The 23,429-nt window shown below is 64.1% G+C and carries 24 protein-coding genes; 11 read left to right on the top strand and 13 right to left on the bottom strand.

Annotation, left to right across the window (positions count from 1 at the left end):
* Positions 1 to 49 precede the first annotated feature (49 nt).
* Positions 50 to 1,021 carry an iron exporter MbfA gene (gene mbfA, locus AB7Z56_RS04820; RefSeq protein WP_063980847.1) on the top strand — a complete coding sequence of 324 codons (972 nt, stop codon included), beginning with the start codon at positions 50 to 52 and terminating at the stop codon, positions 1,019 to 1,021.
* A 79-nt stretch (positions 1,022 to 1,100) separates the two neighbouring features.
* Here the strand turns inward: mbfA and AB7Z56_RS04815 are convergent, their stop codons facing one another.
* Positions 1,101 to 2,474, bottom strand: a complete 1,374-nt coding sequence (locus tag AB7Z56_RS04815) for an IS30 family transposase (RefSeq protein ID WP_354266075.1) — start codon at positions 2,472 to 2,474, stop codon at positions 1,101 to 1,103.
* A gap of 255 nt (positions 2,475 to 2,729) precedes the next feature.
* Here AB7Z56_RS04815 and AB7Z56_RS04810 point away from each other — a divergent pair, with 255 nt between their 5' ends.
* Together AB7Z56_RS04810 and AB7Z56_RS04805 are read left to right on the top strand one after the other, a co-directional pair.
* Complete coding sequence (locus tag AB7Z56_RS04810; protein ID WP_063980845.1) at positions 2,730 to 4,202, top strand: amidase; 1,473 nt, start codon at positions 2,730 to 2,732, stop codon at positions 4,200 to 4,202.
* 126 nt (positions 4,203 to 4,328) lie between these two features.
* Positions 4,329 to 4,682 (top strand): nuclear transport factor 2 family protein, encoded by a 354-nt coding sequence (locus tag AB7Z56_RS04805; protein ID WP_063980844.1) that lies wholly within the window; start codon positions 4,329 to 4,331, stop codon positions 4,680 to 4,682.
* A gap of 149 nt (positions 4,683 to 4,831) precedes the next feature.
* Here AB7Z56_RS04805 and AB7Z56_RS04800 read toward each other — a convergent pair whose 3' ends face one another.
* Together AB7Z56_RS04800 and AB7Z56_RS04795 are read right to left on the bottom strand one after the other, a co-directional pair.
* Complete coding sequence (locus AB7Z56_RS04800) at positions 4,832 to 5,920, bottom strand: Zn-dependent alcohol dehydrogenase (RefSeq protein WP_063980843.1); 1,089 nt, start codon at positions 5,918 to 5,920, stop codon at positions 4,832 to 4,834.
* Positions 5,921 to 5,965: 45 nt separating this feature from the next.
* Positions 5,966 to 7,750: an acyl-CoA dehydrogenase family protein gene (locus AB7Z56_RS04795; RefSeq protein ID WP_063980842.1), complete on the bottom strand. Its 1,785-nt coding sequence runs from the start codon at positions 7,748 to 7,750 to the stop codon at positions 5,966 to 5,968.
* A 222-nt stretch (positions 7,751 to 7,972) separates the two neighbouring features.
* Between AB7Z56_RS04795 and AB7Z56_RS04790 the strand changes: the two genes are divergently transcribed.
* The 3 genes from AB7Z56_RS04790 to AB7Z56_RS04780 all read left to right on the top strand — a co-directional run bounded on the left by AB7Z56_RS04790 (position 7,973) and on the right by AB7Z56_RS04780 (position 9,851).
* Positions 7,973 to 8,674 (top strand): SDR family NAD(P)-dependent oxidoreductase, encoded by a 702-nt coding sequence (locus AB7Z56_RS04790; RefSeq protein WP_063980841.1) that lies wholly within the window; start codon positions 7,973 to 7,975, stop codon positions 8,672 to 8,674.
* 111 nt (positions 8,675 to 8,785) lie between these two features.
* Positions 8,786 to 9,616, top strand: coding sequence for an enoyl-CoA hydratase (locus AB7Z56_RS04785; protein ID WP_063980840.1), 831 nt, complete (start codon positions 8,786 to 8,788; stop codon positions 9,614 to 9,616).
* 64 nt (positions 9,617 to 9,680) lie between these two features.
* The gene (locus AB7Z56_RS04780) at positions 9,681 to 9,851 is read left to right on the top strand and encodes an RNA polymerase sigma factor region1.1 domain-containing protein (protein WP_063980839.1); all 171 of its coding nucleotides are present in this window, start codon (positions 9,681 to 9,683) and stop codon (positions 9,849 to 9,851) included.
* Positions 9,852 to 9,975: 124 nt separating this feature from the next.
* Here the strand turns inward: AB7Z56_RS04780 and AB7Z56_RS04775 are convergent, their stop codons facing one another.
* Complete coding sequence (locus AB7Z56_RS04775) at positions 9,976 to 10,866, bottom strand: LysR family transcriptional regulator (protein WP_063980838.1); 891 nt, start codon at positions 10,864 to 10,866, stop codon at positions 9,976 to 9,978.
* Positions 10,867 to 10,987: 121 nt separating this feature from the next.
* Here AB7Z56_RS04775 and AB7Z56_RS04770 point away from each other — a divergent pair, with 121 nt between their 5' ends.
* The gene (locus AB7Z56_RS04770) at positions 10,988 to 11,827 is read left to right on the top strand and encodes an oxidoreductase (RefSeq protein WP_063980837.1); all 840 of its coding nucleotides are present in this window, start codon (positions 10,988 to 10,990) and stop codon (positions 11,825 to 11,827) included.
* Between the two features lie 54 nt (positions 11,828 to 11,881).
* Here AB7Z56_RS04770 and AB7Z56_RS04765 read toward each other — a convergent pair whose 3' ends face one another.
* Positions 11,882 to 12,505 (bottom strand): GNAT family N-acetyltransferase, encoded by a 624-nt coding sequence (locus tag AB7Z56_RS04765; protein WP_063980836.1) that lies wholly within the window; start codon positions 12,503 to 12,505, stop codon positions 11,882 to 11,884.
* 69 nt (positions 12,506 to 12,574) lie between these two features.
* Positions 12,575 to 12,778, bottom strand: coding sequence for a DUF1127 domain-containing protein (locus AB7Z56_RS04760; RefSeq protein WP_063980835.1), 204 nt, complete (start codon positions 12,776 to 12,778; stop codon positions 12,575 to 12,577).
* A gap of 110 nt (positions 12,779 to 12,888) precedes the next feature.
* Here AB7Z56_RS04760 and AB7Z56_RS04755 point away from each other — a divergent pair, with 110 nt between their 5' ends.
* Together AB7Z56_RS04755 and AB7Z56_RS04750 are read left to right on the top strand one after the other, a co-directional pair.
* Positions 12,889 to 13,788, top strand: a complete 900-nt coding sequence (locus AB7Z56_RS04755) for a transcriptional regulator GcvA (protein WP_063980834.1) — start codon at positions 12,889 to 12,891, stop codon at positions 13,786 to 13,788.
* 143 nt (positions 13,789 to 13,931) lie between these two features.
* Positions 13,932 to 15,263, top strand: a complete 1,332-nt coding sequence (locus AB7Z56_RS04750) for an MFS transporter (protein WP_063980833.1) — start codon at positions 13,932 to 13,934, stop codon at positions 15,261 to 15,263.
* A gap of 114 nt (positions 15,264 to 15,377) precedes the next feature.
* On the opposite strand, the gene AB7Z56_RS04745 is transcribed toward AB7Z56_RS04750, so the two are convergent.
* The 3 genes from AB7Z56_RS04745 to AB7Z56_RS04735 are packed head-to-tail and all read right to left on the bottom strand — an operon-like array spanning position 15,378 to position 18,039.
* Positions 15,378 to 15,791: a Rieske (2Fe-2S) protein gene (locus tag AB7Z56_RS04745; RefSeq protein WP_028149261.1), complete on the bottom strand. Its 414-nt coding sequence runs from the start codon at positions 15,789 to 15,791 to the stop codon at positions 15,378 to 15,380.
* Positions 15,792 to 15,843: 52 nt separating this feature from the next.
* The gene (locus AB7Z56_RS04740) at positions 15,844 to 16,956 is read right to left on the bottom strand and encodes an amidohydrolase family protein (RefSeq protein WP_063980831.1); all 1,113 of its coding nucleotides are present in this window, start codon (positions 16,954 to 16,956) and stop codon (positions 15,844 to 15,846) included.
* Positions 16,957 to 16,980: 24 nt separating this feature from the next.
* Positions 16,981 to 18,039: an amidohydrolase family protein gene (locus AB7Z56_RS04735; RefSeq protein ID WP_063980830.1), complete on the bottom strand. Its 1,059-nt coding sequence runs from the start codon at positions 18,037 to 18,039 to the stop codon at positions 16,981 to 16,983.
* A gap of 141 nt (positions 18,040 to 18,180) precedes the next feature.
* On the opposite strand from AB7Z56_RS04735, the gene AB7Z56_RS04730 reads away from it, so the two are divergent.
* Positions 18,181 to 18,663 (top strand): CinA family protein, encoded by a 483-nt coding sequence (locus AB7Z56_RS04730; RefSeq protein WP_063980829.1) that lies wholly within the window; start codon positions 18,181 to 18,183, stop codon positions 18,661 to 18,663.
* Between the two features lie 105 nt (positions 18,664 to 18,768).
* Positions 18,769 to 19,755: an alpha/beta hydrolase family protein gene (locus tag AB7Z56_RS04725; RefSeq protein WP_063986062.1), complete on the top strand. Its 987-nt coding sequence runs from the start codon at positions 18,769 to 18,771 to the stop codon at positions 19,753 to 19,755.
* 29 nt (positions 19,756 to 19,784) lie between these two features.
* On the opposite strand, the gene AB7Z56_RS04720 is transcribed toward AB7Z56_RS04725, so the two are convergent.
* The 4 genes from AB7Z56_RS04720 to AB7Z56_RS04705 form a co-directional block, all read right to left on the bottom strand.
* Positions 19,785 to 20,609: a hypothetical protein gene (locus AB7Z56_RS04720; RefSeq protein ID WP_187387913.1), complete on the bottom strand. Its 825-nt coding sequence runs from the start codon at positions 20,607 to 20,609 to the stop codon at positions 19,785 to 19,787.
* A gap of 67 nt (positions 20,610 to 20,676) precedes the next feature.
* Positions 20,677 to 20,952, bottom strand: coding sequence for a DUF1488 family protein (locus AB7Z56_RS04715; protein WP_063980827.1), 276 nt, complete (start codon positions 20,950 to 20,952; stop codon positions 20,677 to 20,679).
* 135 nt (positions 20,953 to 21,087) lie between these two features.
* Entirely contained in the window at positions 21,088 to 21,708 is a 621-nt protein-coding gene (locus AB7Z56_RS04710) for a tetratricopeptide repeat protein (protein WP_063980826.1), read from the bottom strand.
* Positions 21,709 to 21,828: 120 nt separating this feature from the next.
* The gene (locus tag AB7Z56_RS04705) at positions 21,829 to 23,298 is read right to left on the bottom strand and encodes an AMP nucleosidase (protein ID WP_063980825.1); all 1,470 of its coding nucleotides are present in this window, start codon (positions 23,296 to 23,298) and stop codon (positions 21,829 to 21,831) included.
* Between the last annotated feature and the right edge of the window lie 131 nt (positions 23,299 to 23,429).

Genomic DNA, 23,429 nt, shown 5'->3' with positions numbered 1-23,429 from the left:
GGCGCCTTATATAGTTTAGAATAATTCTAAACTATTAAACAGGTCCGCCGTGAAGACTTTTGCCGAACTGACCGAGCGCGAGGTGCTTGCGGTCGCGATCTCCTCCGAGGAGGAGGACAGCCGCATTTACATGACCTTCGCCGAGGACTTGCGCGAGCGTTACCCGGACACGTCGAAGATTTTCGAGGAGATGGCCGAGGAGGAACGCGGCCACCGGCATCGGCTGCTGAAACTCTATGAGGAACGCTTCGGCCAGCACCTGCCGCCGATCCGCCGCGAGAACGTCAAAGGCTTTCTGCGCCGGCGGCCGATCTGGCTGACGAAAAACCTGCCGCTCGACACCATCCGGAAAGAGGTCGAGACCATGGAGCTCGAGGCCGAGCGCTTCTACGCGCGGGCCGCCGAGCAGGCCGAGGATGTCGGCGTGCGCCGCCTGCTCGGCGATCTCGCCGAGGAGGAAAAGCATCACGAGAACCGCGCCGTCGCGCTCACCGACGAGATTTTGAAGCCCGACGTGCGCGCCGAGGAAGACCGCACGCGACGGCGCATGTTCGTGCTGCAATATGTGCAGCCGGGCCTCGCCGGCCTGATGGACGGATCGGTCTCGACGCTGGCGCCGCTGTTCGCCGCGGCTTTCGCCACCCACCAGAACTGGCAGACGTTTCTGGTCGGCCTCGCCGCCTCGATCGGCGCCGGCATCAGCATGGGCTTTGCGGAGGCGCTGTCCGATGACGGCTCGCTCACGGGACGCGGCTCGCCATGGCTGCGCGGCATCACCTGCGGCACGATGACGACGCTCGGCGGGCTCGGCCACACCCTGCCTTATCTCGTCCCAGACAGCTGGCCGAACGCATTCTGGATCGCGACGGGAATCGCCGGCGTCGTCGTGTTCTTCGAATTGTGGGCAATCGCCTTCATCCGCGCGCGCTACATGGACACCCCGTTCCTCCAGGCCGTGTTCCAAATCGTGCTCGGCGGCGCCATCGTGCTCGCGGTGGGGATATTGATCGGGGCGGCGTAGCTACCTCGGTGTCATGCCCCGCGAAGGTGGGGCATCCAGGGCGGATTCAATCGGTCGTCGCAACACCAATTAATTTCACTCATGACAGCAGTTCGTCAAGCGCCTCCGCTGGCGTTTTCCAGCCTAGTGTCTTTCTCGGTCGGGCATTGAGGGCCGCTGCCACAGCGGATATTTCGTCGGCGCTGTGGATGCTCAGGTCTGTGCCTTTCGGAAAGTACTGCCGCAGCAATCCGTTGGTGTTCTCGTTAGTGCCGCGCTGCCAAGGGCTTTGCGGGTCGCAGAAGTAGACCTGGATACCCGCATCGATCTTGAGACGATCGTGCTGAGCCATTTCGGCTCCCTGATCCCAAGTCAGCGATCGACGCAGTTCTTCGGGTAAGGTGATGACGGTGCGCGTGATCGCATCGCGCACGGCTTCGGCCCCGTGTCCCGCGAGCGCAGGTCCGTTCTTCACGCGCGGAGCTTCGCCATGCCCCGCCAACCGGGGAAGGTGCAATAGCATCGTGAAGCGCGTCGTGCGCTCGACCAGCGTGCCGATTGCCGAGCTGCCAAGACCGAGGATGAGGTCTCCCTCCCAATGTCCCGGCACTGCTCGATCGGCAGCTTCAGCAGGGCGCTCACTGATCATGATCTCCGGGGAGACAAAACCCTTGCCTCGCCTGCGTACGCGCGCTCTGGGCATCCGTAATACACGCCCTGTTCGCAAGCAGGCCGTCAGCTCGCGGCGTAGCGCCCCACGGCCCTGGACGAAGAGAGCTTGATAGATAGCTTCGTGGCTGATGCGCATCGTCTTGTCGTCCGGGAAGTCGATCGGCAAGCGTCGGGCAATCTGCTCGGGGCTCCAGGCTTTGGCCCATCGCCGATCCTTGCGCGGGCCATGCCGGCGCCCCTTCCACGGAACGACGGGACCAAGAACGGGAGCGCCGCTCGGGGCTACGACGTCGCCAGCAAGTCTCTCCTGCACATAAGTGCGCAAGGTTGCATTGAGCGCAAGCTTGGTCGGCTTGGGCCGGCGGGCGGATCGATCCGCATGCCATTGGGCAGTTGTTGCCCGATACTCCAACCCGCCGCCGCGGGTGGCCGCGTTGCGCCGCAGTTCACGGGAGACTGTCGAAGCAGCCCGCCCCAGGCGACGTCCAATCTCCTGTATGGAATGGCCCTGCACCTTGAGCAGTGCGATCTCCTCGCGCTCAACCAACGAGAGGTACCGCCCGGAGAGCGCATTTGCCGAAGATCTGAACATCGCTGGTGGCATGCCGCCCGCCTTTCGGAATAATCTGCCTCCGACAGGTTGTGACAATCCGGCTTCCAGCGCAGCATCTTCGCTACTTAGCCCCGCGGCAATCGCCCGCCAAAATTTATTCTGTTCATTGCGTCCTGCAACAGACGGCCGTCCTGGCGATGGCAATGGGGCTCGTCCTGATTGCGCCGATCGGCGCCTTACAATGTTCATCGCAACCTCAAACCTCCGAGTGTTGCGACGACCGATTGAATCCGCCCAGTACGCCGCGGCGGATGTGGTGAGAGCGAGTTCTCCAATGCGGGTCTCTGGAATACTGGATCGCCCGCCTTCGCGGGCGATGACGGCCGACTTGTTGCTGGACCTTCCCGCGATGACAGCTAGCCACATATCAATCGCGATCAAACGGCGGTTGCGGCATTCGGTCAAACTGCGCATCATCCCATCAGGGAAGCGCAGGAGCATGTCGTGGCGAAAACGGAATGGAGTTACAAGAGCGCGGTCGAGCTGTCGGCCGCGTTGACCGCAAAGAAGGTCTCCGCGGTCGAGCTCACGCAGGATGCGATTGATCGCATCGAACGTCACGACGGCAAGGTCAACGCGATCTGCGTCCGGGATTTCGACCGCGCGCTGAGCGCCGCGCGGGACGCGGACGCGGCGCGGGCGCGCGGCGAGCGGAAGCCGCTGCTCGGCCTCCCAATCACCGTGAAGGAATCCTACAACGTCGCCGGCCTGCCCACGACCTGGGGCATTCCCGCGCAGAAGGATTTTGTCGCGAAGGAAGACGCACTGCCAATCACGCGGGTGAAGGACGCCGGCACCGTCATCGTCGGCAAGACCAACGTGCCGCTCGGGCTCGGCGACTGGCAGAGCTACAATGACATCTACGGCACCACCAACAACCCCTACGATCTCGGCCGCACACCCGGTGGTTCGTCTGGCGGCTCGTCTGCCGCGCTCGCCGCGGGCTATGGCCCGCTGTCGATCGGCTCCGACATCGGCGGCTCGCTGCGTGTGCCGGCCTTCCATTGCGGCATCTATGCGCACAAGCCGACCTTCAGTCTCGTCGCCATGCGCGGCCACACGCCGCCGCCGCTGCCGCCTTTGCCGTTCGAGCGTGACCTCTCGGTGATCGGCCCGATGGCGCGTAGCGCCGCCGATCTTTCGCTTGTGCTCGACGTGATGGCCGGGCCCGATCCGATCGACGCTGGCCTCGCCTACCGGCTCGAGCTGCCGGCGGCGCGGCACACGGCGTTCAGGGATTTCCGCGTGCTGGTGATCGACACCGATCCGGTGATGCCGACCGACACGGCGGTGCGCGGCACCATCAACCGGCTGGCCGACAATCTCGCCAAGGCTGGCGTCAAAATCGAGCGCAACAGCCCGCTGCTGCCGGATTTCGCGGCCTCCACGCGGCTCTATATGCGCATGCTGATGTCGTTCCTCGGCTCGACTTTCGCGCCCGACATCTATGCTGGCGCGAAAGCGGCAGCAGCGGCGTTGCCAGAGGGTGACAACAGCTTGGCCGCGGAACGGCTGCGCGGTATCGCGCTCAACCATCGCGACTGGCAGGCGGCCAACGGCGGGCGCACCCGCCTTCGCGCGCAATGGCGCGAGCTGTTCAAGTCGTTCGACGCGGTGATCTGCCCGGTGATGCCGACGGCGGCCTATCCGCACGACCATTCGCCAGAGCAGGAAAAGCGCCGGATCAAGATCGACGGCAAGGAGCACGTCTATCCCGACCAGCTCGCCTGGCCGGGCATCGCGACGCTCCCCGGTCTGCCCTCGACCGCGATTCCGACGGGCTTTGCGCCTGATGGACTGCCCATCGGCGTGCAGATCGTCGGCCCGTGGCTGGAAGACCGCACGCCGCTCAAGCTCGCCGAGCTGATCGAGCGCGAATTCGGCGGGTTCGTGCCGCCCCCTTTGTTCAATGACTAGTGCCTCCCGTCATTGCGAGGAGCCCTTGCGACGAAGCAATCCAGACTGCATCCGCGGAGACATTTCTGGATTGCTTCGCTACGCTCGCAATGACGGAGTAAAATAACATAGAGGGAGAGAAACGTCATGAGCCAAGACCTCGACCAGCTCACCGCGCTCAACCACGACTATGTCGCGTCCGTGCAAAACTGCGACGTTAAACGCTTCGACGAAATCCTCGCGCCGGAGTTCTTTTGCTCCAATCCCGACAAGACATTGGTCGACCGCGCCGCCTTCCTGGAGCAGACGGCACGGCCGATCGCAATCCGCAATCTGCATGCGCATGATGTCATCATCCGCATCATGGGCGATTTTGCCATCATCCACGCTGCCACCAGCTACACCACCGCCGACGGCCGGCAGGCGACGGGGCGGTACACCGATTGCTGGACGAAGAAGAACGGGACGTGGCTCGCGGTATCAGCGCACGTGTCGCGGTGAGTTGAGGTCAGCCATCCTCACACTCCGCTGTCATGCCCCGGCTTGACCGGGGCATCCAGTACGCCGCGGCAATAGTCGGTTCACACAGCTTCCGCCGCGGAGTACTGGATCGCCCGCTTTCGCGGGCGATGACACCGTCATTGCGGTTGCTAGCTATCAAACACAATCACGCTGCGCAGCGTCTTGCCGGCCTTCATGTTGGCAAAGCCCTCGTTGATCTCGCTGAGCTTCAGCTTGGCCGAGATCCAATCCTCGAGGTGCAGCCGGCCGCGCAGGTAGAAATCAACCAGCCTCGGCATGTCCACGCGAAAATGGTTGGAGCCCATCGACGAGCCCTGGATCCTGCGCTCGCGCAGGAAGTCGAAGCCGTGCAGCTCGATCTTCTGACCGAACGGGATCATGCCGACGATGGTGGCCGTGCCGCCGGACGCCAGCATGCCAAAAGCCTGCTCCGCGGTCTCCTTGCGGCCGAGCACCTCGAAGGAATGATGCACGCCGCCATTGGTGAGGTCGCGCACCTGCTTCACGACGTCGCCGTCGGTGGGATTGATGATGTCGGTCGCGCCCAGCTTGGTCGCAAGCTGCAGCTTTGCCGGATTGGTGTCGATGGCGATGATGCGCCCGGCGCCGGCGATCTGCGCGCCGTTGATCGCGGCCATGCCGACACCGCCACAGCCGATCACGGCCACGGTCTCGCCGGCCGTCACCTTCGCCGTGTTCACGACCGCGCCGTAGCCGGTGATGACGCCGCAGCCGATCAGCGCGGCGAGATCGAGCGGCATCTCCTTGCGGATTTTGACGATGGCGTTCTCGTGCACCAGCATCTGCTCGGCGAACGACGAGAGGTTGAGGAACTGGTGCAACTTCTCGGGCTTCGACCATTGCATCCGGTTGGAGGCGCCCGGCAACAGCTTTACGGTGGTGTCGGTGCAGAGCACGGTGCGGCCCGTGGTACAGTTGTCGCAGGTGCCGCAGAACACCGACAGGCACGTCACGACGTGATCGCCCGGCTTCACATAGGTGACGTCGGAGCCGACCTGCTCGACGATGCCGGCGGACTCGTGCCCGAGCACCGCGGGCAGCGGATGCGGATACAGGCCTTCCATGAAGTGCAGATCGGAGTGACAGAGGCCGGCGACCGCCGTGCGGATCAAAACCTCGCGTGGGCCCGGCTTCGGCAGGCTGACATCCTCGATGACCAGCGGCTGATTGACTTCATAAAGGACGGCGGCCTTCATCGAGCACTCCCTATCGCTTCTTTTGGTTTGAGCGTGGAGTGCAGCCTACGCTGCCAGAACCAGTTCGCCAACCTCGCTCATGCCGGCGTCGCGATCCCCGAGCAGCAGCGCTGCGATCTTCGCTTGCGCGGCATTTTCCGTCAGCCGGAACGGATCGCTCGGCGCCACGCGATGGTCGATCACCAGCCGCGACAGCAGCAGCCGGCGCGCATCGCCGCGCATTTCGTGGATGCGATGCGCTTCCCAGGCGAGCGCGACCGCGCTCGCGACGTGATAGAGCAAGCTCGTCGCGCGGCGCGCATCGGCCTCGTTCTCGGAATTGCCCGCGACCTCGCGCGCGAAGCCGACGGCGCGATCGACGAGACCGCGCAAATTGTCGCGCCAGGCCTGCGGGACCGACACGCTATCATCGAGCCGCGCATGCAGATCGGCTGATAGCGCGGATTCGGCGCCGTGGCGGCCGACCGCGCGCCGGAGCGCATCGATGGCGACGATGTTGCCGGTGCCTTCCCAGACGGAGCCGAGATGGGCGTCGCGCAGCAGGCGGGGCGTGGCAAATTCCTCGATATAACCGATACCGCCGCGCATCTCGAGCGCATCGCCGCAAACCTTGCGCGCATCGCGCGTCGCACGGAATTTCAGCGTCGGCGTGAGGATGCGCAGCAGCGCCGCAGCATCCTGACTGCCAGCCTCGGCGCGGTCGAGTGCGTCGGCGGTCAGAAAACTCATCGACAGCGCCTGCTCGACCGGCAGCATGATCTTCAGCATCTGCCGCCGTCCCAGCGGCAGGTCGATGATGCGCTTGCCGAACACCACGCGGTTCTTGGCGACCGTCATCGCATCATGATAGGCGCGGCGCATCAGCGCGGTGGATTTGACGCCATTGGAGAGCCGCGACGAGTTCACCATCTCGGCCATCTGCACGAAGCCGCGGTCGAGCTTGCCGACCGCATAGGCGATCGCGCCTTCGAGCTTGATCTCGCCCGAGGCCATCGAGCGCGTGCCGAGCTTGTCCTTCAGGCGCACGATCCGGTAATGGTTCTGCGAACCGTCGTCGAGGAAGCGCGGCATCAGGAACAGGCCGACGCCGCGCGTGCCGGGGCCAGCGCCTTCGGGGCGCGCCAGCAGCATCACGACCTTGGCATCGGCGTTCGAGCAGAACCATTTTTCGCCATGGAGGCGCCAATGGTCGCCCTCCTGCACGGCGCGCGTGGTCAGTGTACCGACATCGGAGCCACCCTCCTTCTCGGTCATGAACTGGCCGCCCTGGGTCAGCTTGCTCATGTCGGTCTGGGTCAGGCCGTCGAGATATTTCGCCTTCAGCGCCTCGCTGCCGAAATTCGCCAAGAGCTTTGCGCAGCCGTCGGTGACGTTGATCGGGCAGCCCATGCCGAATTCGGTCTGGTTGAACAGGAAGGTGAAGGCGTGCTTGGCCACGACGGGATATTTGTCGGGCCAGCCCATGATGCCCTTGCGGATCGAAAGCGCGTGGATGCCGAACTCGCCGAACGCGGCATTCTCCAGCTCGCGATAGGCCGGGTGATATTCGATCCATTGCATGTCGCGGCCGAACTTGTCGCGCTGGTGCAGCACCGGCGTGTGCCGGTCGGCGAGCCGCGCGCAATCGTCGAGATGGCCACCGGCGAGCTCGCCGAGGCGATTGAGATGCGGCTCGATGTGGCGGAACAGCGTATCCGGCAGATGGATACGCAACAGATCAGTCAGCGCCGGATCGGCGCGATAGAAATTCATGCCTGATGTATCGGGCGCCAGCAGACCGGATGGTGCGGCCGCGACACTTTTTGGCTCACCTGTGACCGGCTTGTGCATGATCGTCCTCTTCGTTCCCGCCCGACGGCAATTCTTATCGCTTGCCGCTTGGGATGATGTCGATCATGCTCCAGTCGCAAAGTCGGATAAAGCCGCAAATTGTCAGGGAGGCATGATCGCCGTGAAGGAGCAATTCGCTCTGCGGAATTATGACCGACCCGGCTGGTTGTCCGCGCGGCGGATGCATAGATCAGCGGCTTCCCGTCTCCGAGAGATCACGCCATGGAACATCCGAAATACAAGATCGCCCTCATCGTTGGCGCGGGCGAAGGCCTGAGCGCCTCGCTTGCTCGGCTGCTGTCTGCGCAAGGCATCCGCGTCGCGCTGGCCGCGCGCAAGATCGAGAAATTAGGCGCGCTCTGTAGCGAGACCGGCGCCAAGGCCTATGCCTGCAACGCCACCGAACCTGAGGAGGTCGAGCGGCTGTTCGGCCTGGTCGAACGCGAGCTCGGCACGCCCGAGCTCGTCGTCTACAACGCCAGCGGCCGCACGCGCGGGCCGTTCGTCGATCTCGTTCCGGCCGATGTCGCGCAGGCGATCGCGATCAGCGCCTATGGCGGCTTCCTGGTGGCGCAGCAGGCGGCCAAGCGCATGCTGCCGAACAAGCACGGCGCGATCCTGTTCACCGGCGCCTCGGCGAGCGTCAAGGGGTATGCACAGTCGGCCTCGTTCGCGATGGGCAAGTTCGCGCTGCGAGGGCTGGCGCAGAGCCTGGCGCGCGAGCTCTCGCCGCAGGGCATCCACATCGCGCATTTCGTGATCGACGGCGGCATCCGCAGCGCGGCGCGGACCGAACCCGCCGACAAGCCGGATTCGATGCTCGATCCCGACGCGATCGCGGAGAGCTACTGGAACGTGCTGCAACAGCCGCGCAGCGCCTGGAGCTGGGAGCTGGAGCTGCGGCCCTGGGTGGAGAAGTTTTGAGTTGAGCTGTCGTAGGGTGGGCAAAGGCGCATAGCGCCGTGCCCACCGCCATGAATGAACAAACAGATGGTGGGCACGCTACGCTTTGCCCACCCGACAAGGGCGGGAAATATGACCACCGAAACCACCATCGATACCGGCACCAACGAACTCCTCTGCGTCATCCGCGACCGCGTCGCGGTGATCACGCTGAACCGGCCGGAGGCGCGCAACGCGCTGTCGGACACCTTGACGCCGGCGCTGCGGACGATGATCCGCACCTGCGGCGAGAGCCCCGAAGTCGGCGCGCTTCTGATCACCGGCGCGGGCGCGGCCTTCTGTGCCGGCGGCAACGTCAAGGGCATGGGCGCGCATCGCGATCCCAAGAAGCTCGAGATGTCGTTTGACGACAAGGTCGCCGACCTCCAGGAGCGGCAGCGGCTGCTCACCGGCGCGCTGGTGTCGGTACGCAAGCCGACCATCGCCGCCCTGCCCGGCCCCGCGGTCGGCGCCGGGCTCGCCATTGCCATGGCCTGCGACATCCGCATCGCCGCGCAATCGGCCTTCGTCGCCACCGGCTACGCCCGCATCGCGCTGAGCGGCGACTACGGCATCGCCTGGCTCTTGACCCGGCTGGTCGGCACCGCGCGGGCCCGCGAACTGCTGTTCACCGGTGATCGCGTCGACGCCGCGCGCGCAGAGGCCATCGGCCTCGTCAACCGCGTCGTACCCGACGACAGGCTGCAAGACGAGGCCTTTGCGCTGGCCAAGTCGCTCGCCGAAGGCCCGCGTCAGGCGCTGCGCTACATGAAGGACAATCTCGACGAGGCGCTGTTGTTCGATTTCGAGACCGCTCGCGACCACGAAGCCGGACGGCTGATCCGCCTGACCACGACTGCTGATCACAGGGAAGCCGTGCAGGCCTTCATCGAGAAGCGCAAGGCGGTGTTTACGGGGAAGTAGGGCTACGCAGCCAAGACCATCAGATCATTCCATAGAGTAGGTACCCCATTTTCAGGAGGGCTGAATGGATTGGTCTGAGATTGTGCGGAAAGCCGCGCTGCTGGCGGAGAAGACTGGGTATGTCACGTTCGATCAACTGAACGAACTGATGCCGTCCACCAGGCTGGAACCGGAAGACATCGAGGCCGTACTGACCGCTTTGAGCGACCGGGGTATCTGGATTGCGGAGGAGTAAGGTTCGCTCCTCCGTCCTCGTAGTAGGTCCGTAGCCCGGATGGAGCGGAGCGTAATCCGGGGCCGCTGGCGCACGTGGCACGAATCCCGGATTGCGCTTCGCTCCATCCGGGCTACGCAGCTCACTACTTGGCGGGCGCCCTCGCAAAATCCACGAATGCGCGCAGCGCTGCGGGCAATTGGCGACGGCTTGGATAGTACAGGAAGAAGCCGGGATAGGCCGGGCACCAGTCGGCGAGCACGCGAACCAGCTTACGCTTGGCGAGCAGCGCTTCGACCTGCGCCTCAAACACGTAGGCAAGCCCAGCGCCGTCGAGCGCCGCATCGACCATCAGATCCTGGTCGTTCATCGTCAGCGGTCCCGCGACGTCGATCGCGAGCTCGATGCCGCCGCGCTCGAATTCCCAATGATAGAGCGCGCCTGAGGTGAAACGGTAGCGGATGCAGGGCAGGCCTTTCAGGTCGCGCGGCGTGGTGGGCGGCTTGCGCGATTTGAAGAACCCGGGCGTGCCGACCACGGCAAAACGGTGCCGCGGGCCGATCGGGACCGCAATCATGTCGGCGGCAATGGTCTCGCCGAAACGCACGCCGGCATCGAAGCCGGCCGCGACCATGTCGATCAGGGCGTCGTTGATGACGATTTCGACGCTGACGTCGGGGAATGATTTCAGGAAACGCGTCACGATCGGCAGCAGTACCAGCTGCGCGGACTGGCGGGCGGCGGTGAAGCGCAGCGTGCCGGCGGGCTTGCCGCGGAAATTGTTGAGGTCCTCGAGCGCGTCGTCGATATCGCGAAAGGCCGGCGTGATGCGGGCAAACAGACGTTCGCCGGCCTCGGTGAGCGCGACGCTCCGGGTGGTGCGGTTGACGAGGCGCAGACCGAGCCGCTCTTCGACATTGCGCAAAGCGTGGGACAGCGCCGATGGCGTCACGCCGAGCTCGGTCGCCGCCGCGCGAAAACTGCGGTGGCGGGCAATGGCGAGGAAGGTCGCGAGGTCGGACGGGTCAATCCGCATTAATGAATTTGGCTCAAGAGCTTGCGGAATATATAGCAGATTATCTCAGCTATGGCGAGCCGCTACACCTTGCCCATCGGCTTCCGCACATCGTCGGGGCCAAAATGGAAAGGGCAACATCATGCGTGTCTGGTTCATCACAGGAGCATCCCGCGGATTTGGCGCTTTGATCGCCGAGGCCGCCTTGAAGGCCGGCGATGCGGTGGTCGCGACCGCGCGCGATCCGTCCACTGTCACCGCGCGCCTCGGCAGCCACGAGCGCCTGCTCGCGACCCGGCTCGACGTCACCAGCGAGGCCGAGGCGCATGAGGCGGCGGGCCAGGCTGTGAAGCGCTTCGGGCGCATCGATATCCTGGTCAACAATGCCGGCTACGGCCTGCTCGGCGCGATCGAGGAGGCCAGCGGCGCTGAGACGCAAAAGCTGTTCGGCACGAATGTATTCGGCCTGCTCGGCGTCACCCGCGCGGTGCTGCCGCATATGCGCCGCCAGCGTTCCGGCCACGTCATCAACATCTCGTCGGTCGGCGGTTACACCGGTTATCCCGGCTGGGGCGTCTATGGCGCGACCAAGTTCGCGGTCGAGGGAATCAGCGAAGCGCTGGCCGGCGAAGTGGCGCCGCTCGGCATCAAGGTCACCGTGGTCGAGCCGGGCTTCTTCCGCACCGACTTCCTCGACGACACCTCGCTGTCGCGCACCGCGCAGGTGATCGACGACTATCACGAGAGTGTCGGCAAGACCCGCGCTCACGCCGCCGAATTCAACCACGGCCAGCGCGGCGATCCGCGCAAGCTGGCGCAGGCCTTCCTGACGCTGGTCGATGCCAAGAACCCGCCGCTGCGCCTGCCGCTCGGCAGCGACACGGTGGAGCGGATCGAGGCAAAGAACCTCTTCGTTGCGCGGGAGCTGGCGGGATGGCGATCGGTCGCGACCTCGACCGACTTCACCAATGACGGCGCTTGAGCGAAGGCAAAAAAAGGCCCGGCTCTGGATGACCAGGCCGGGCTCGGAGTGGTGTCAGGCCGAGGCTGAGGGGCTGTCGGCCTGACGGGAAAGGGCGGCGAGGCGCCAGCTCGCGCAGGGAATATCTTTCGGTGCGACGTTGATCTCCTTATCGAAGCGCACCAGCTTCCAGTCGTCGGGATGATTGACGAAAGCGAAACCGGATTTGCGGGCGAGCGAGATCATGGTCTCGTTGGAGCGTAGCGTGTCGCCGAACATGTGCTCGGCACCGAGCGCAGCCGCGCGGCACTCGAGATTCTTCATCAGCGCAGTGGCGATGCCGTGGCCCTGCCAGCGGTCGTCGACCGACAGGCCGAACTCGAGTGTGGAGGTCTCGGCATGGAAGGCGTAGCGCGCCTCGGCGACGATGGTCTCGAAGCCGTCGACCATCTTCGTCGCGACAACAGTGAAGCGTTCGCGCGCGCCGACATCGAGGAATTCGCTCAGCAGGCCCTTTGGCAATTCGCTGATCGCACCGAAGAAGCGGTTGTAGCGGGAGCGGGTCGAGAGCGAGCGGAAATAGTGCTGAAGCTCCTCGGTGTCGCGCGGCTCGACGAAGCGGATGTTGATCGCCTCACCCTGCCGGGTGCGCAGCACGTCCGAATATTGCTTCAGATCTTCGAGGCGAAGAGTGCTCATGACACGAGCCCTGCGGAAAGAGGGACCGCCGGCGCCCCTGTGATCAGGCGGCGCCGGCCTGGCGGCCAATCAGGCCCGCCAGAAGGGTTTGTCAGCCTCGTAGGCGATGTCGGTCCAGGACAGGCCGACGTCGTGGAGATCGCGGGCCGTCCAGTGGGTCAGTTCGCGGCGGGTCCGGTAGCGCTCGTGCCAGACGTGAAGCGTCTCGCCGATCTGCTGGATCAGGCCGGGTGCATGATGATTTGTCATCGAATTGTGGGTCAAAGTAGACATTTTCAGCTCCTCGAGCTAACTTGACCGCTAATATCTGCTTGCTACCGCGTTGCGACAAACGACAATTTGTACCCCTTCGCATGAAATAACGTCATGCATCCTGCTGCCAGATGACTGCCAGATTGCCCTCCCTGAACGGATTGCGGGCCTTTGAGGCCGCCGCGCGCCATCTCAGCTTCACGCTGGCCGCGTCCGAGCTGAACGTGACCCAGACCGCGATCAGCCATCAGATCCGGCGGCTCGAGGAGGAGCTCGGCATCCGCCTGTTCGTCCGGCAGAACCGCGCGCTGGCGCTGACGCCGGAAGCGCGCGACTATTTGCCGGGCGTCCGCGCCGCCTTCAATGACCTCCGCCTTGCGACCGACCGGCTGCTGCGCAAGGACGACGACAAGGTGCTGACCGTCTCGACGCTGGCATCGCTCGCTGCGAAATGGCTGCTGCCGCGGCTGACCGATTTCCAGGAGCAGCACCCCGGCATCGACGTCCGCATCACCACCTCGACCAGCCTCGTCGATTTCCAGCGCGACAATGTCGATGCCGCGATTCGCTATGGCCGCGGTCAATGGCCGGGCCTGCGCGCCGACTGGCTGATGGCGGACGAGCTGTTTCCGGTGTGCAGTCCGTCGCTGCTGCGCGGCGACAAGCCGCTGCGCCAGCCTGAGGATCTCAAAGGCTATCCGCTGCTGCACACCTCCAATGCCAACAGCGATGACTGGCGGCTATGGCTGACGGCGGCCGGCCTTCCGGGCGACATCGCCAGGCAGCCCGGCATCACCTTCGACATGATCTTCATGACCATCCAGGCCGCAATCGACGGCATCGGCGTGGCGATGGGCCGGACCTCCTACGTCCAGGACGACATCGCCAAGGGCCGGCTCGTGGTGCCCTTCAAGATCGCGCTGCCGGCCGATGCGGGCTTCTACCTGGTCGCGCCGGAGGGCCGGCGCGAGGCGCCGAAGCTGGCCGCGTTCCGCGAGTGGATGATCGCTGCAACGCAGAATAAAGCCTGAAAAATCATCAGCTTCCGCGGTGAAATCGATTGACTCGCCGCGCCCCGCGCGAGAGGGGTAGGACAGATTGTCGCAGCAGGCAATCTGCTGCCTTGCCGTGGAATGAGTTCCGGTCCGGCCGCGCCTTCCAGGGGAGTAACGTCATGGCTGGACCAGCAACCAATCCGCCCGAGATCAAGTCGCGCATCGGCGCGATCCTGCGCGCCACATCAGGCAATTTTCTCGAGCAGTTCGATTTCTTCCTGTTCGGCTTCTATGCCGCCGCGATCGGCAAGGCGTTCTTCCCCTCCACCAACGAGACGGCGTCGCTGCTCAACACTTTCGGCGTGTTCTGGCTCGGCGCCTTGATGCGCCCCGTCGGCGCGATCGTGCTCGGCGCCTACATCGACCGCATCGGCCGCCGCCAGGGCCTGATCGTCACGCTCGGCATCATGGCGATCGGCACCGTCGTGATCGCTTTCTGCCCGAGCTATGCGACCATCGGCATCGCCGCGCCCGTCATCGTGCTGATCGGCCGCCTGCTGCAGGGCTTCTCCGCCGGCGTCGAGCTCGGCGGCGTCTCGGTCTATCTCGCGGAAATCTCCACGCCCGGCAATCGCGGCTTCTACACCTCGTTCCAGTCGTCGAGCCAGCAGGTCGCGATCTTCGTGGCCTCGATCCTCGGCTTCATCCTGTCCGAGGTGATGCCGGCGGACGTCGTGACCGCCTGGGGCTGGCGCATTCCCTTCTTCGTCGGTTGCCTCATCATTCCCCTGATCTTCATGCTGCGGCGGACGCTCGAGGAAACGCCGGCCTTCCTCGCCATGAAGAAGCACCCGACGGCAAACGAGGTGTTCGCCTCCGCGCTCGCCAACTGGCGCATCGTCATCCTCGGCATGATGATCGCGGTCCTGACCACGACGACATTCTACTTCGTCACCGTGTACACGCCGACCTTCGGCAAGACGGTGCTGAAGCTCTCGACGCAGGACGCACTGCTGGTGACGCTGCTCGTCGCCGTGACCAACTTCTTCTGGAATCCCGTCGGCGGCGCGCTGTCCGATCGCATCGGCCGCAAGCCGGTACTGCTCGCCATCGCCGGCCTGGCGCTCGTCACCGCCTACCCGGCACTGTCCTGGCTGGTCGCCGCGCCGACTTTCGGCAAACTGCTCGCGGTCGAGATGTTGTTCTCGTTCTATTTCGGCATGTACAGCGGCACCATGCTCGGTGCTCTCGTCGAGATCGTGCCGGCGCATGTCCGCACCACCTGCTTCTCGCTGGCCTTCGCGCTCGCCGCTGCGCTGTTCGGCACGTTCACGCCATTCGCCTCGACCTTGCTGATCGACTACACCGGCAACAAAGCCTCACCCGGCTTCTGGCTGATGTTCGCCGCTGCGCTTGGCATCATTGCCGCATCCATCGTCTATCGCGGTGGCCGCCAAGCGGTGACGACGTACGATGCGACCGGTGAAGCGGCGCCGGCGGTGAGCCACTGATGGTCATTCCGGGGCGCCTCGAAGAGGCGAACCCGGAATCCATTTCTCCCAACATTCTTGCGGCACGATGGATTCCGGGCTCGATGCTTCGCATCGCCCCGGAATGACAGTAACCTAAAGCTCCACCACCACGTAATCGCTCTCGACCTTCACCGGGATGGTCTCGGCGACATACGGGCCCTTCACCACGCTCGCACCCGGCTCGACATGCGCCGGATAGGCCTTCACGCGGAAGCGGCGGGGGTCGCAATAGGACTGGCCGGTGCGGATGTCGAACTCCCAACCGTGCCAGGGGCAGCGGATGATCTCGCCGAGCTTGGTGTATTCGATCTCGCCGGGATCCTTTGATTGCGCGAGCCCGATCAGCGGGCCCTCGCACAGCGCGGCGCCCTGATGCGGGCAGCGGTTCATCAGGCCGAAATACTCGCCCTTGATGTTGAAGACCGCGATCGGCCGTCCGTCGATCTCCAGAAATTTTCGCGTGCCCGGCGGAAGCTCATCCACCGCCGCAATCACGTGCCGCGCCATGCTTATGTCTTCCGCATGATCTGATCGGAAAACCGCTTCACACTTTTCCGGATCATGCGGCTATCCCATAGAGCTTGCGCGCATTGCCGAGATAGAACGCTTCGCGGTTGGCGTCGCTGACGCCCGCCGGCAGCACGCGCGACGGCTCGTCATAGTCCCAATGCGGATAGTCGGTCGCGAACAGCAGTCGGTCCCAGCCGATCCATTTGATGACGTCGAACAGATCCTCGCGCCGCTCCGGGTCCTCCATCGGCTGCGTGGTCCACCACACCTGCTCGCGGATATATTCCGACGGCGGCCGCTTCACATGCGGCACTTCGCTGCGCAGCCGGTGCCAGACCTTGTCGAGCCGCCAGGCGAGCGACGGGGCCCAGCCGAAGCCGGCCTCGATCATCACCATCTTCAGCTTCGGAAAGCGCTCGAACACACCTTCCAAGACAAGGCTCGCCAGCGCCGATTGCTGGCACTGCGAGTGGCCCACCATCTCCTCGATGTAATAGGAAGGCCAGCCGGACGGCGTGATCGGATTGCCGCCGAAGCCGAAAGCGTGCACGCCGACGGGAAGCCCCGCCTCTTCCGCGGCCTGATAGATCGGCCAGTAACGGCGTTGACCGAGCGGCTCGACATTGCGGCTGAGCAGGAGGACCTGCACGAAATTCTTGTCGCCGGCGCGCTCGCGGATTTCGGCGGCGGCCGACAGGCCGTCCTCATTGCCGACGACAATGGACGCCTTCAGACGCTTGTCCTTGCTGGTCCATTTGTCGATCTGCCAGTCGTTGATCGCCGAGCACAGCGCCGCCGAGAGCTCGTGATTGCGGATGCCCTGCCCGGTGTTGAGCGGATTGAGCACGCCGAGTTCCACGTTGTTGGGATCGAGCAGCTGCTTCCGCATGAAGGACAACGAAGAGCCCTGCGGCCCGCCTTCCGGCGGATAGGCGTCGCGACGCGATGCGTTGGGCTGGGCCTTCGGATAGGGCGGGCCTTCCATCATGCCCTGATAGGCATGGACGCCGTAGACTTCGAGATGATGCTGCCAGCGTTTCGCCAGATAAGGATAGAGCTCGGTGCGGGTGGCGCGTGCCGGATGGATGTCGCAGTCCGCGATTGCGGTTTTGACGGTCAGTGGGGAAGCGGCTTCGGTGCTCTCGCGGAATTGGACATTCATCGCCTTGCCTCCTTTGGCAGCGGGCTAAGTCAGGCGGGGATAGGTCGCATGCGGATTTTCGATCATGATCTTGCGCACGAGATCGGGGGTGAGGCCCTCGGGCAGCGCGTCCTGGCCGTCGAATTGCCAGTGCGGATAGTCCGTGGAGAATAGAACCAATTCGTCGGACTGCATATGATCAAACAGGCGAATTAATGTCTCAGGTTCCGGCGGCGCATCAAATGGCTGTAAAGAGAACCGGATGTTGCTGCGCACAATGTCGAGCGGCGCGCGATCGACCCATGGCGTCTCCATTCGCACCCCGCGCCAGAACTTGTGCAGGCGCCAGAGAAAAGGGGAGATCCAGGAGACGCCGGATTCGAGCATCACCATTTTCAGCCGCGGATATTTGGCGAACACGCCCTCGACGATCAGACTGGTGAGCTGAGTCTGGAACGCTTGGGCCTGACCGACATAATCCTCGATGTGATAGGAACCCCAGCCCACGGCAGTCGGCGGATTGTGATAGGCGGAACCGGCGTGAATCCCGACGGGCAGCTGGAGCCGTTCCGCCGCTTCGTAGATCGGCCACAGCGCGCGCTTGCCGAGCGGCGTGTCGCCCATGACCAGCATCAGCACCTGTACGAAGCGGCGGTCCTGTGCGCAGCGCTCGATCTCGGCGACGGCTTTCTCGACATTTTGCGTGGGGATCACGATCGAACCACGCAGCCGTGAATCGCGATCGAGCCATTCCTTCACCAGCCACTCGTTCAACGCGCGGCAGAAGGCGGCCTGCAAATCTTCCGAAAACACCATCTGCACGCCGTAGAGTGGATTGCAGATGGCGTGCGTAAGCTGGAAGGGATCGAGCAGATGGCGCTGCATGTCCTCCAGGCTTGCGCCGGGCTTGCCGGTTTCCGGCCGCCAATCGGGACGCGCCACGATCGGCGAGTTCTGCGGATAGGATTGTGAGACAAGGTCGACCATGCCGCGCGTCGTCACCTGATCGCGCCAATAGTCGTTGAGGTACGGCAGCAGGCTGGTCAGATGCGGCACGGCCGGATGCACGTCGCAGTCCACCCCGCCGGCGATCAGGGACGCCATCACGTCTCCTTCACGTTTCCTCGTCACGTTTTGTCTTGTCCACCATTCAAGCAGGCCTGCCTGTCGTCCGCAACTCGGCCAAGGCCGCTGTCATATGCTAGGAAGGCACAGCTCCGTTGCGAGGACTGAGAGGTTAAAGGGATGAAAGAGCTCGTCGGCATTGCGGAACAGGTTGCGGCCCGACTAATCGCGCGCAAACAGACCATTGCAGTGGCTGAATCCTCGACCGGCGGCCTGATCTCGGCCAGCCTGCTCGCGGTGCCCGGCGCCTCCGCCTATTTCCTCGGCGGCGCGGTGGTCTACACCCGCGATGCCAGGCGCGTGCTGATGGATATTTCGGACGAAGGAATGAAGGGCTTTCGTTCCTCGTCGGAGCCTTATGCAAAGCTGCTGGCCGAACAGATGCGCAGCCGCTTCGGCTGCGACTGGGGCCTGTCCGAAACCGGCGCCGCCGGCCCCACCGGCAACCGCTATGGCGATGCCGCCGGCCACAGCTGCATGGCGGTTTCGGGACCCGCGGCGGAGGTGATCACGCTGGAGACGGGCAACAACGACCGGTTTGCGAACATGCAGATGTTTGCTGCCACGGCGCTGAAGCTGTTGCTGAGGAAGCTGGAGGGGTGAACGCCCTCACATGGGAACCGCACGCGCTCCCGATCTCCAGCCGGACTGACCGTCGTGCCGGCGCATGAGCAAGCGCGTCACCGCCCAGGCGCGATAGGAGCAATGATGCAACTTCCTGCGTTCGTCTTCGCGACCCTGCTCGTCCTTGGGATAACGACGGCGCAAGCCGCCGGGGTCAGAAACTTCGACATTCCTGCCGGTCCGGCGGGACCGGCAATCCGATTGCTGGTCTGGACTCCGTGTGCAGAGCCACCTCGCGAGATGGATGCGCGTGGCGCCACCTTCTTCGCCGTGCCCGCATGTCCGGTCACCGGAGAAAAGCTTCCACTCATCGTGATGTCGCACGGCCGCCGTGGATGGTTCGGCGGTCACCATGACACCGCCGCGGCTTTGGCCGATGCCGGGTTCGTCGTGGCGGCGCTCAATCATCCCGGCGACACCATGCGTGACACCAGCCGCACCGACAGTCTTTCGGTTCTCGTCGAGCGCCCCACGGACATGAGCCGGCTGATCGACTATATGCTCGACGGGTGGTCGGACACATCCCGCATCGATCCTCAGCGCATCGGGCTCTACGGGTTTTCGTTTGGCGGCTACACCGGCCTTGTCGTCATCGGCGGCGATCCCGATCTGCGCAAGGGATTGCCGAATTGCGAGACCTCCAGCCTGAGGGCGTGCAAGCAACTCGAAAGCGGCGAGCTTCCTGATCAGCCGACGACCCATGATAAGCGCGTCAAGGCCGCGGTCATCATCGATCCCTATCCGGTGTTCGTCTTCCCCGAGGAGAATCTGAAAGCAATAGCAGTGCCGGTTCAATTGTGGAGTTCTGACCCCGCGCAGAATGCCGATGGTCTATCCGGATGCTGTGCGGCAGCGATCAATCAAAGGCTTCCGATCAAGCCGGACTACCATTTCGTGGACAATGCCCGGCATTTTTCCTTCCTCGCGACCTGCACCCCAAAGGACGCCCGGGAGGCGCCCGCCGTCTGCACCGATGCGCCGGATTTCGATCGCGTCGATTTCCACCGACGGCTTCACGCAGATGTCGTCGCGTTCTTTCGCAAGCATTTCGCCGAAAGCGCCAAGCCGTAACGCGGCCCTCGGCCCGGCGCCGCGCCGGTCTAAGAGCAGGACAAGCCGTTGCCGGGCTCGCGGCAGAGCTTCGCGCGAACCTCTACGATATCGATATCGTACTCCCCGGCTCTCCGCTTGCGCGAGGCGGAGGCCGAGTCGGCACTGTCCATTGAAAGCAGATTGAGCTGCTTCTTGGTCGCCGCGCTGCACATCAGAGCAGCGTTGCCGCCGAGGTATCTCGACTGGGCGCCAAGCTCCTGCCGGGTGAGCTCCGCGAATGGCCCCAGACGCAATTGCGTTTCGACCGCTGCGATTTCAGCGTCGCTCGCCTGCGTCCGGGCAACACCCTTCATCCTGCGTTCGAAGCCGTTTGCGATCGCCGCCCCATGTGCCGCACCAAGATCCGCAACCTCTTGCGCTGCGTCCGTAAACTCACCGCGCTGGGAACCGGCCAACAGATAGGACTTGCAAGCCAACGGGTTGCTCGCGAGCTTCAGGAGGGTCGCCAGCTCCGCCCGGTCCAGGGCATTGATGTGCTCGTCGTCGGCATAGACTTCCATCTCGCTCGCCAGGATCATGTTGAGTGCACCATTGGCGGCGGGCCATCCGCCCTCGTTGAAGGCCTCTTCGGTCTCCCGAAGGAAGACCGCCCTGAGCGCGGGATCGCTGCGGGCAATCGACGCGGCCAAAGGGAAGCGCGCGATGTTCTGATCGAAATCGCGCGCAAACGCGCTCGGCCCGGAGAGGCTCGCATATGCCAGGTTTCCGGCCAGCAGGGCGACGACGAGGAGCAGCAGGATTGATCTTCTGGTCATGTGAGAGTTTTGGTGTGGGCTACCGCGAGAGATCATCTCACGCCGGGTCACCGTCATCCATTGCAACTACAGGCTGCCCTTAATGAATCCTTTCGCAGCCGTGGCGAGTTGCACGCATGCCCTGCTATCTTGCCAGATGCCGCATGAAGATCCGCACCACATATCCCTGGACCCGCGGCGCTTCGTCATAGATATCCGACGCGAGCCGCTCGATGGTCTCACGCAGGGATAGGAATTGCGCCTGGCGCGCGCTGCTCTCGGTGCCCTGCATGCCCGCGAGCTCGTCCATCGCGGCATCGCTGATCTGGCAATGCACGACCTCATCCTCACGCATCATCGTGAAGCGGAAGGCCAACCGTTCGAGGTCGTGGCCGATGATCCTGTCGCGCGACAGCGGCATCCAATTGTCCCGTTCGCGCCCCCGAACGGGACAATGCTGAAAATCTGACGCTTTGTCACCACCCGCGCCAGGAGGCATCGCTGTCATGCGATGTTCATCAACAGCGAGCTTCCGTCGGTCGGCCCGGCTCCGACGTCAGTAGGCGAGCGCCGTGCCGGTCGGCTTGTCGAGTGCCGCGGCCAGCGATCGATACTCCTCACAATCCGTCCCGCAGATGGCAGCGATCCGGTTGAGATGATAGAGCGCCTGCTCGCGGTTACCCCGCTCGAGCTGCCACAACCCGTAATACTGCCACGTCAATACGTGGTTCGGATCTGCCTTCAACGCGCGCTCGTACCAGACCTGCGACTGCTCGTAGTCGCCGAGCTTGCGGTAGGAATAACCGATGAGGTTGGCGACGTTCGGATGGTCGTCATGGCCGAGCGATTTTAGTTGCTCGATCGCGGTCGCATAGTCGTTTCGCTCGTAGATGGTGTCATAAGCCACGCGGTAGCCGGCCGCGAAGGCGGGATCGCCGATACTGGACTGGTTGTTCGGCTTCCTGCCTTTGTGTGTTGCCTTGGTGCCCCAGCGCTTCGGGTAGACTGGCTGCGGCTGCAGCCTCTGATCCGCGTAGGCTCCGGCATAGGGATCAGTGGAGCTGATGCCGCCCCCGCCACCACCACCACCGCCGCCGCCGGCGGCAAAGGCCGGCGAGCTCAACAGTACTGCCGCAAATGTACCGAGCGTGACGAGCCTGATCATCGCTGTGATCATGTCTGCCTCCTGTCCTGTTCAAGCGACCCCGGACGACGTGATAACCCTGCGTCGGCCGCGATATTCCGGGACACTGTGCTCACAGAGACGTCAGCGTTCGTACGACAGTCACGTTGTCCTTTACTGGAACGCGACCTCGGCGAAGCTTCGCAGCTTTCGCGAATGCAGCCGTTCCGATTCCTGCTGCTTGAGCCGCTCCAGCGCCTTCAGGCCGATCTCGAGATGCTGGCCGACGCGGCGGCGGTAGAATTCGCTGGCCATGCCCGCGAGCTTGATCTCGCCATGCAGCGGCTTGTCGGAGACGCACAGCAGCGTGCCGTAGGGAACGCGGAAGCGGTAGCCGTTGGCGGCGATCGCGGCCGATTCCATGTCGAGCGCGACCGCGCGCGACTGCGACATGCGGCGGATCACCTCGGGCCCCGAGATCTCCCAGTTGCGGTTGTCGACGCTCGCGACGGTGCCCGTGCGCATCAGGCGCTTCAGCTCGAAACCTTCGAGCCCGGTGACGTCCTCGACCGCCTGTTCGAGCGCGACCTGCATCTCGGCCAATGCCGGGATCGGCACCCAGAGCGGCAGCTCGCGGTCGAGCACGTGGTCCTCGCGCACATAGCCGTGGGCGAGCACATAGTCGCCGAGCCGCTGCGTGTTGCGCAGGCCTGCGCAATGGCCGAGCATCAGCCAGGCATGCGGGCGCAGCACAGCAACGTGGTCGGTGACGTTGCGCGCGTTCGACGGGCCGGTGCCGATGTTGATCAGGGTGATGCCGCGATAGCCAGGCGCGACCAGATGGAAAGCCGGCATCTGCGGCGCGCGGGCAGGCGCCACCCCGCTGGTTGCGCCGCCGCTGCCCGTGCTCACATTGCCGGGCGCGACGAAGGCTTCGAGGCCGGCCTCGCCGGACTGCAGCCGCTGCTGGCAGAGCTGCGCGAAGGCATCGACATAGAACTGGTAGTTGGTGAAGATCACGAAATTCTGGAAATGCTCCGGATCGGTTCCGGTGTAGTGGTAGAGCCGCCGCAACGAATAATCGACACGGGCGGCGCGAAACAATGACAACGGCTCGGGCGCGCCCGGCTGAAGCTCGAAAGTGCCGTCGGCGATCGAATCGTCCATGGTGGCGAGATCAGGCACGTCGAACGCATCGCGCAGCGATCGCGTCACAAGGGAATTCTCGCTGGTGGTGATTGCGGCTTCGATATTGATGTCGCGGCGATAGGCGAAGTGGATCGGGATCGACTCGGCGGATTCGCCGATCTCGACGGGAACGCCGTGGTTCTGGATCAACAATCCGATCTGCTCGGTGAGATAGGCGCGGAACAGATCCGGCCGCGTGACGCTGGTCTCGTGCACGCCGGGGCCGGCGACGAAGCCGTAGGCGAGACGCGAGTCCAGCCGCGCATACGTCGCGGTGGTGACGCGGACGAAGGGATAATAGGCCCGCACCCGCGTCGTGATCGCCTCGCCGTTGACATAGGCCTCGAACCGGTCGCGCAGGAATTTCGTGTTGCGCTCGTAGATTTCCTCGAGGCGGGCGACGGCGAGGACGGCGTCGGTGAAGGATTTGGTGGCGATGGAGGGTGGGGACTGCATTGTTCGACCGCCGGGTTGCTGGGCATGAGTCGAACTATAGCAAAGAACGATGGCAATCGTCAGCGAAGGGCGGTTTGCGGACCACACGCTCCACTGTCATGCCCCGGCTTGACCGGGGCATCCAGTACGCC

The sequence above is a fragment of the Bradyrhizobium sp. 482_C4_N1_8 genome (genome assembly GCF_052075965.1).
GTDB lineage: Bacteria > Pseudomonadota > Alphaproteobacteria > Rhizobiales > Xanthobacteraceae > Bradyrhizobium > Bradyrhizobium barranii.
The sequence above is the reverse complement of the archived record's forward strand: the minus strand, read 5'-3'. Positions and strand labels throughout refer to the sequence as shown.

What these genes read in the sequence shown, in the direction of transcription:
- AB7Z56_RS04815 (WP_354266075.1), bottom strand. Translation starts at nt 2,474, where the DNA reads ATGAACATTGTAAGGCGCCGATCGGCGCAATCAGGACGAGCCCCATTG.
- AB7Z56_RS04805 (WP_063980844.1), top strand. Translation starts at nt 4,329, where the DNA reads ATGAGCCAAGACCTCGACCAGCTCACCGCGCTCAACCACGACTATGTC.
- AB7Z56_RS04800 (WP_063980843.1), bottom strand. Translation starts at nt 5,920, where the DNA reads ATGAAGGCCGCCGTCCTTTATGAAGTCAATCAGCCGCTGGTCATCGAG.
- AB7Z56_RS04795 (WP_063980842.1), bottom strand. Translation starts at nt 7,750, where the DNA reads ATGCACAAGCCGGTCACAGGTGAGCCAAAAAGTGTCGCGGCCGCACCA.
- AB7Z56_RS04790 (WP_063980841.1), top strand. Translation starts at nt 7,973, where the DNA reads ATGGAACATCCGAAATACAAGATCGCCCTCATCGTTGGCGCGGGCGAA.
- AB7Z56_RS04785 (WP_063980840.1), top strand. Translation starts at nt 8,786, where the DNA reads ATGACCACCGAAACCACCATCGATACCGGCACCAACGAACTCCTCTGC.
- AB7Z56_RS04780 (WP_063980839.1), top strand. Translation starts at nt 9,681, where the DNA reads ATGGATTGGTCTGAGATTGTGCGGAAAGCCGCGCTGCTGGCGGAGAAG.
- AB7Z56_RS04775 (WP_063980838.1), bottom strand. Translation starts at nt 10,866, where the DNA reads ATGCGGATTGACCCGTCCGACCTCGCGACCTTCCTCGCCATTGCCCGC.
- AB7Z56_RS04770 (WP_063980837.1), top strand. Translation starts at nt 10,988, where the DNA reads ATGCGTGTCTGGTTCATCACAGGAGCATCCCGCGGATTTGGCGCTTTG.
- AB7Z56_RS04765 (WP_063980836.1), bottom strand. Translation starts at nt 12,505, where the DNA reads ATGAGCACTCTTCGCCTCGAAGATCTGAAGCAATATTCGGACGTGCTG.
- AB7Z56_RS04760 (WP_063980835.1), bottom strand. Translation starts at nt 12,778, where the DNA reads ATGTCTACTTTGACCCACAATTCGATGACAAATCATCATGCACCCGGC.
- AB7Z56_RS04755 (WP_063980834.1), top strand. Translation starts at nt 12,889, where the DNA reads ATGACTGCCAGATTGCCCTCCCTGAACGGATTGCGGGCCTTTGAGGCC.
- AB7Z56_RS04750 (WP_063980833.1), top strand. Translation starts at nt 13,932, where the DNA reads ATGGCTGGACCAGCAACCAATCCGCCCGAGATCAAGTCGCGCATCGGC.
- AB7Z56_RS04745 (WP_028149261.1), bottom strand. Translation starts at nt 15,791, where the DNA reads ATGGCGCGGCACGTGATTGCGGCGGTGGATGAGCTTCCGCCGGGCACG.
- AB7Z56_RS04740 (WP_063980831.1), bottom strand. Translation starts at nt 16,956, where the DNA reads ATGAATGTCCAATTCCGCGAGAGCACCGAAGCCGCTTCCCCACTGACC.
- AB7Z56_RS04735 (WP_063980830.1), bottom strand. Translation starts at nt 18,039, where the DNA reads ATGGCGTCCCTGATCGCCGGCGGGGTGGACTGCGACGTGCATCCGGCC.
- AB7Z56_RS04730 (WP_063980829.1), top strand. Translation starts at nt 18,181, where the DNA reads ATGAAAGAGCTCGTCGGCATTGCGGAACAGGTTGCGGCCCGACTAATC.
- AB7Z56_RS04725 (WP_063986062.1), top strand. Translation starts at nt 18,769, where the DNA reads ATGCAACTTCCTGCGTTCGTCTTCGCGACCCTGCTCGTCCTTGGGATA.
- AB7Z56_RS04720 (WP_187387913.1), bottom strand. Translation starts at nt 20,609, where the DNA reads ATGACGGTGACCCGGCGTGAGATGATCTCTCGCGGTAGCCCACACCAA.
- AB7Z56_RS04715 (WP_063980827.1), bottom strand. Translation starts at nt 20,952, where the DNA reads ATGCCGCTGTCGCGCGACAGGATCATCGGCCACGACCTCGAACGGTTG.
- AB7Z56_RS04710 (WP_063980826.1), bottom strand. Translation starts at nt 21,708, where the DNA reads ATGATCACAGCGATGATCAGGCTCGTCACGCTCGGTACATTTGCGGCA.
- AB7Z56_RS04705 (WP_063980825.1), bottom strand. Translation starts at nt 23,298, where the DNA reads ATGCAGTCCCCACCCTCCATCGCCACCAAATCCTTCACCGACGCCGTC.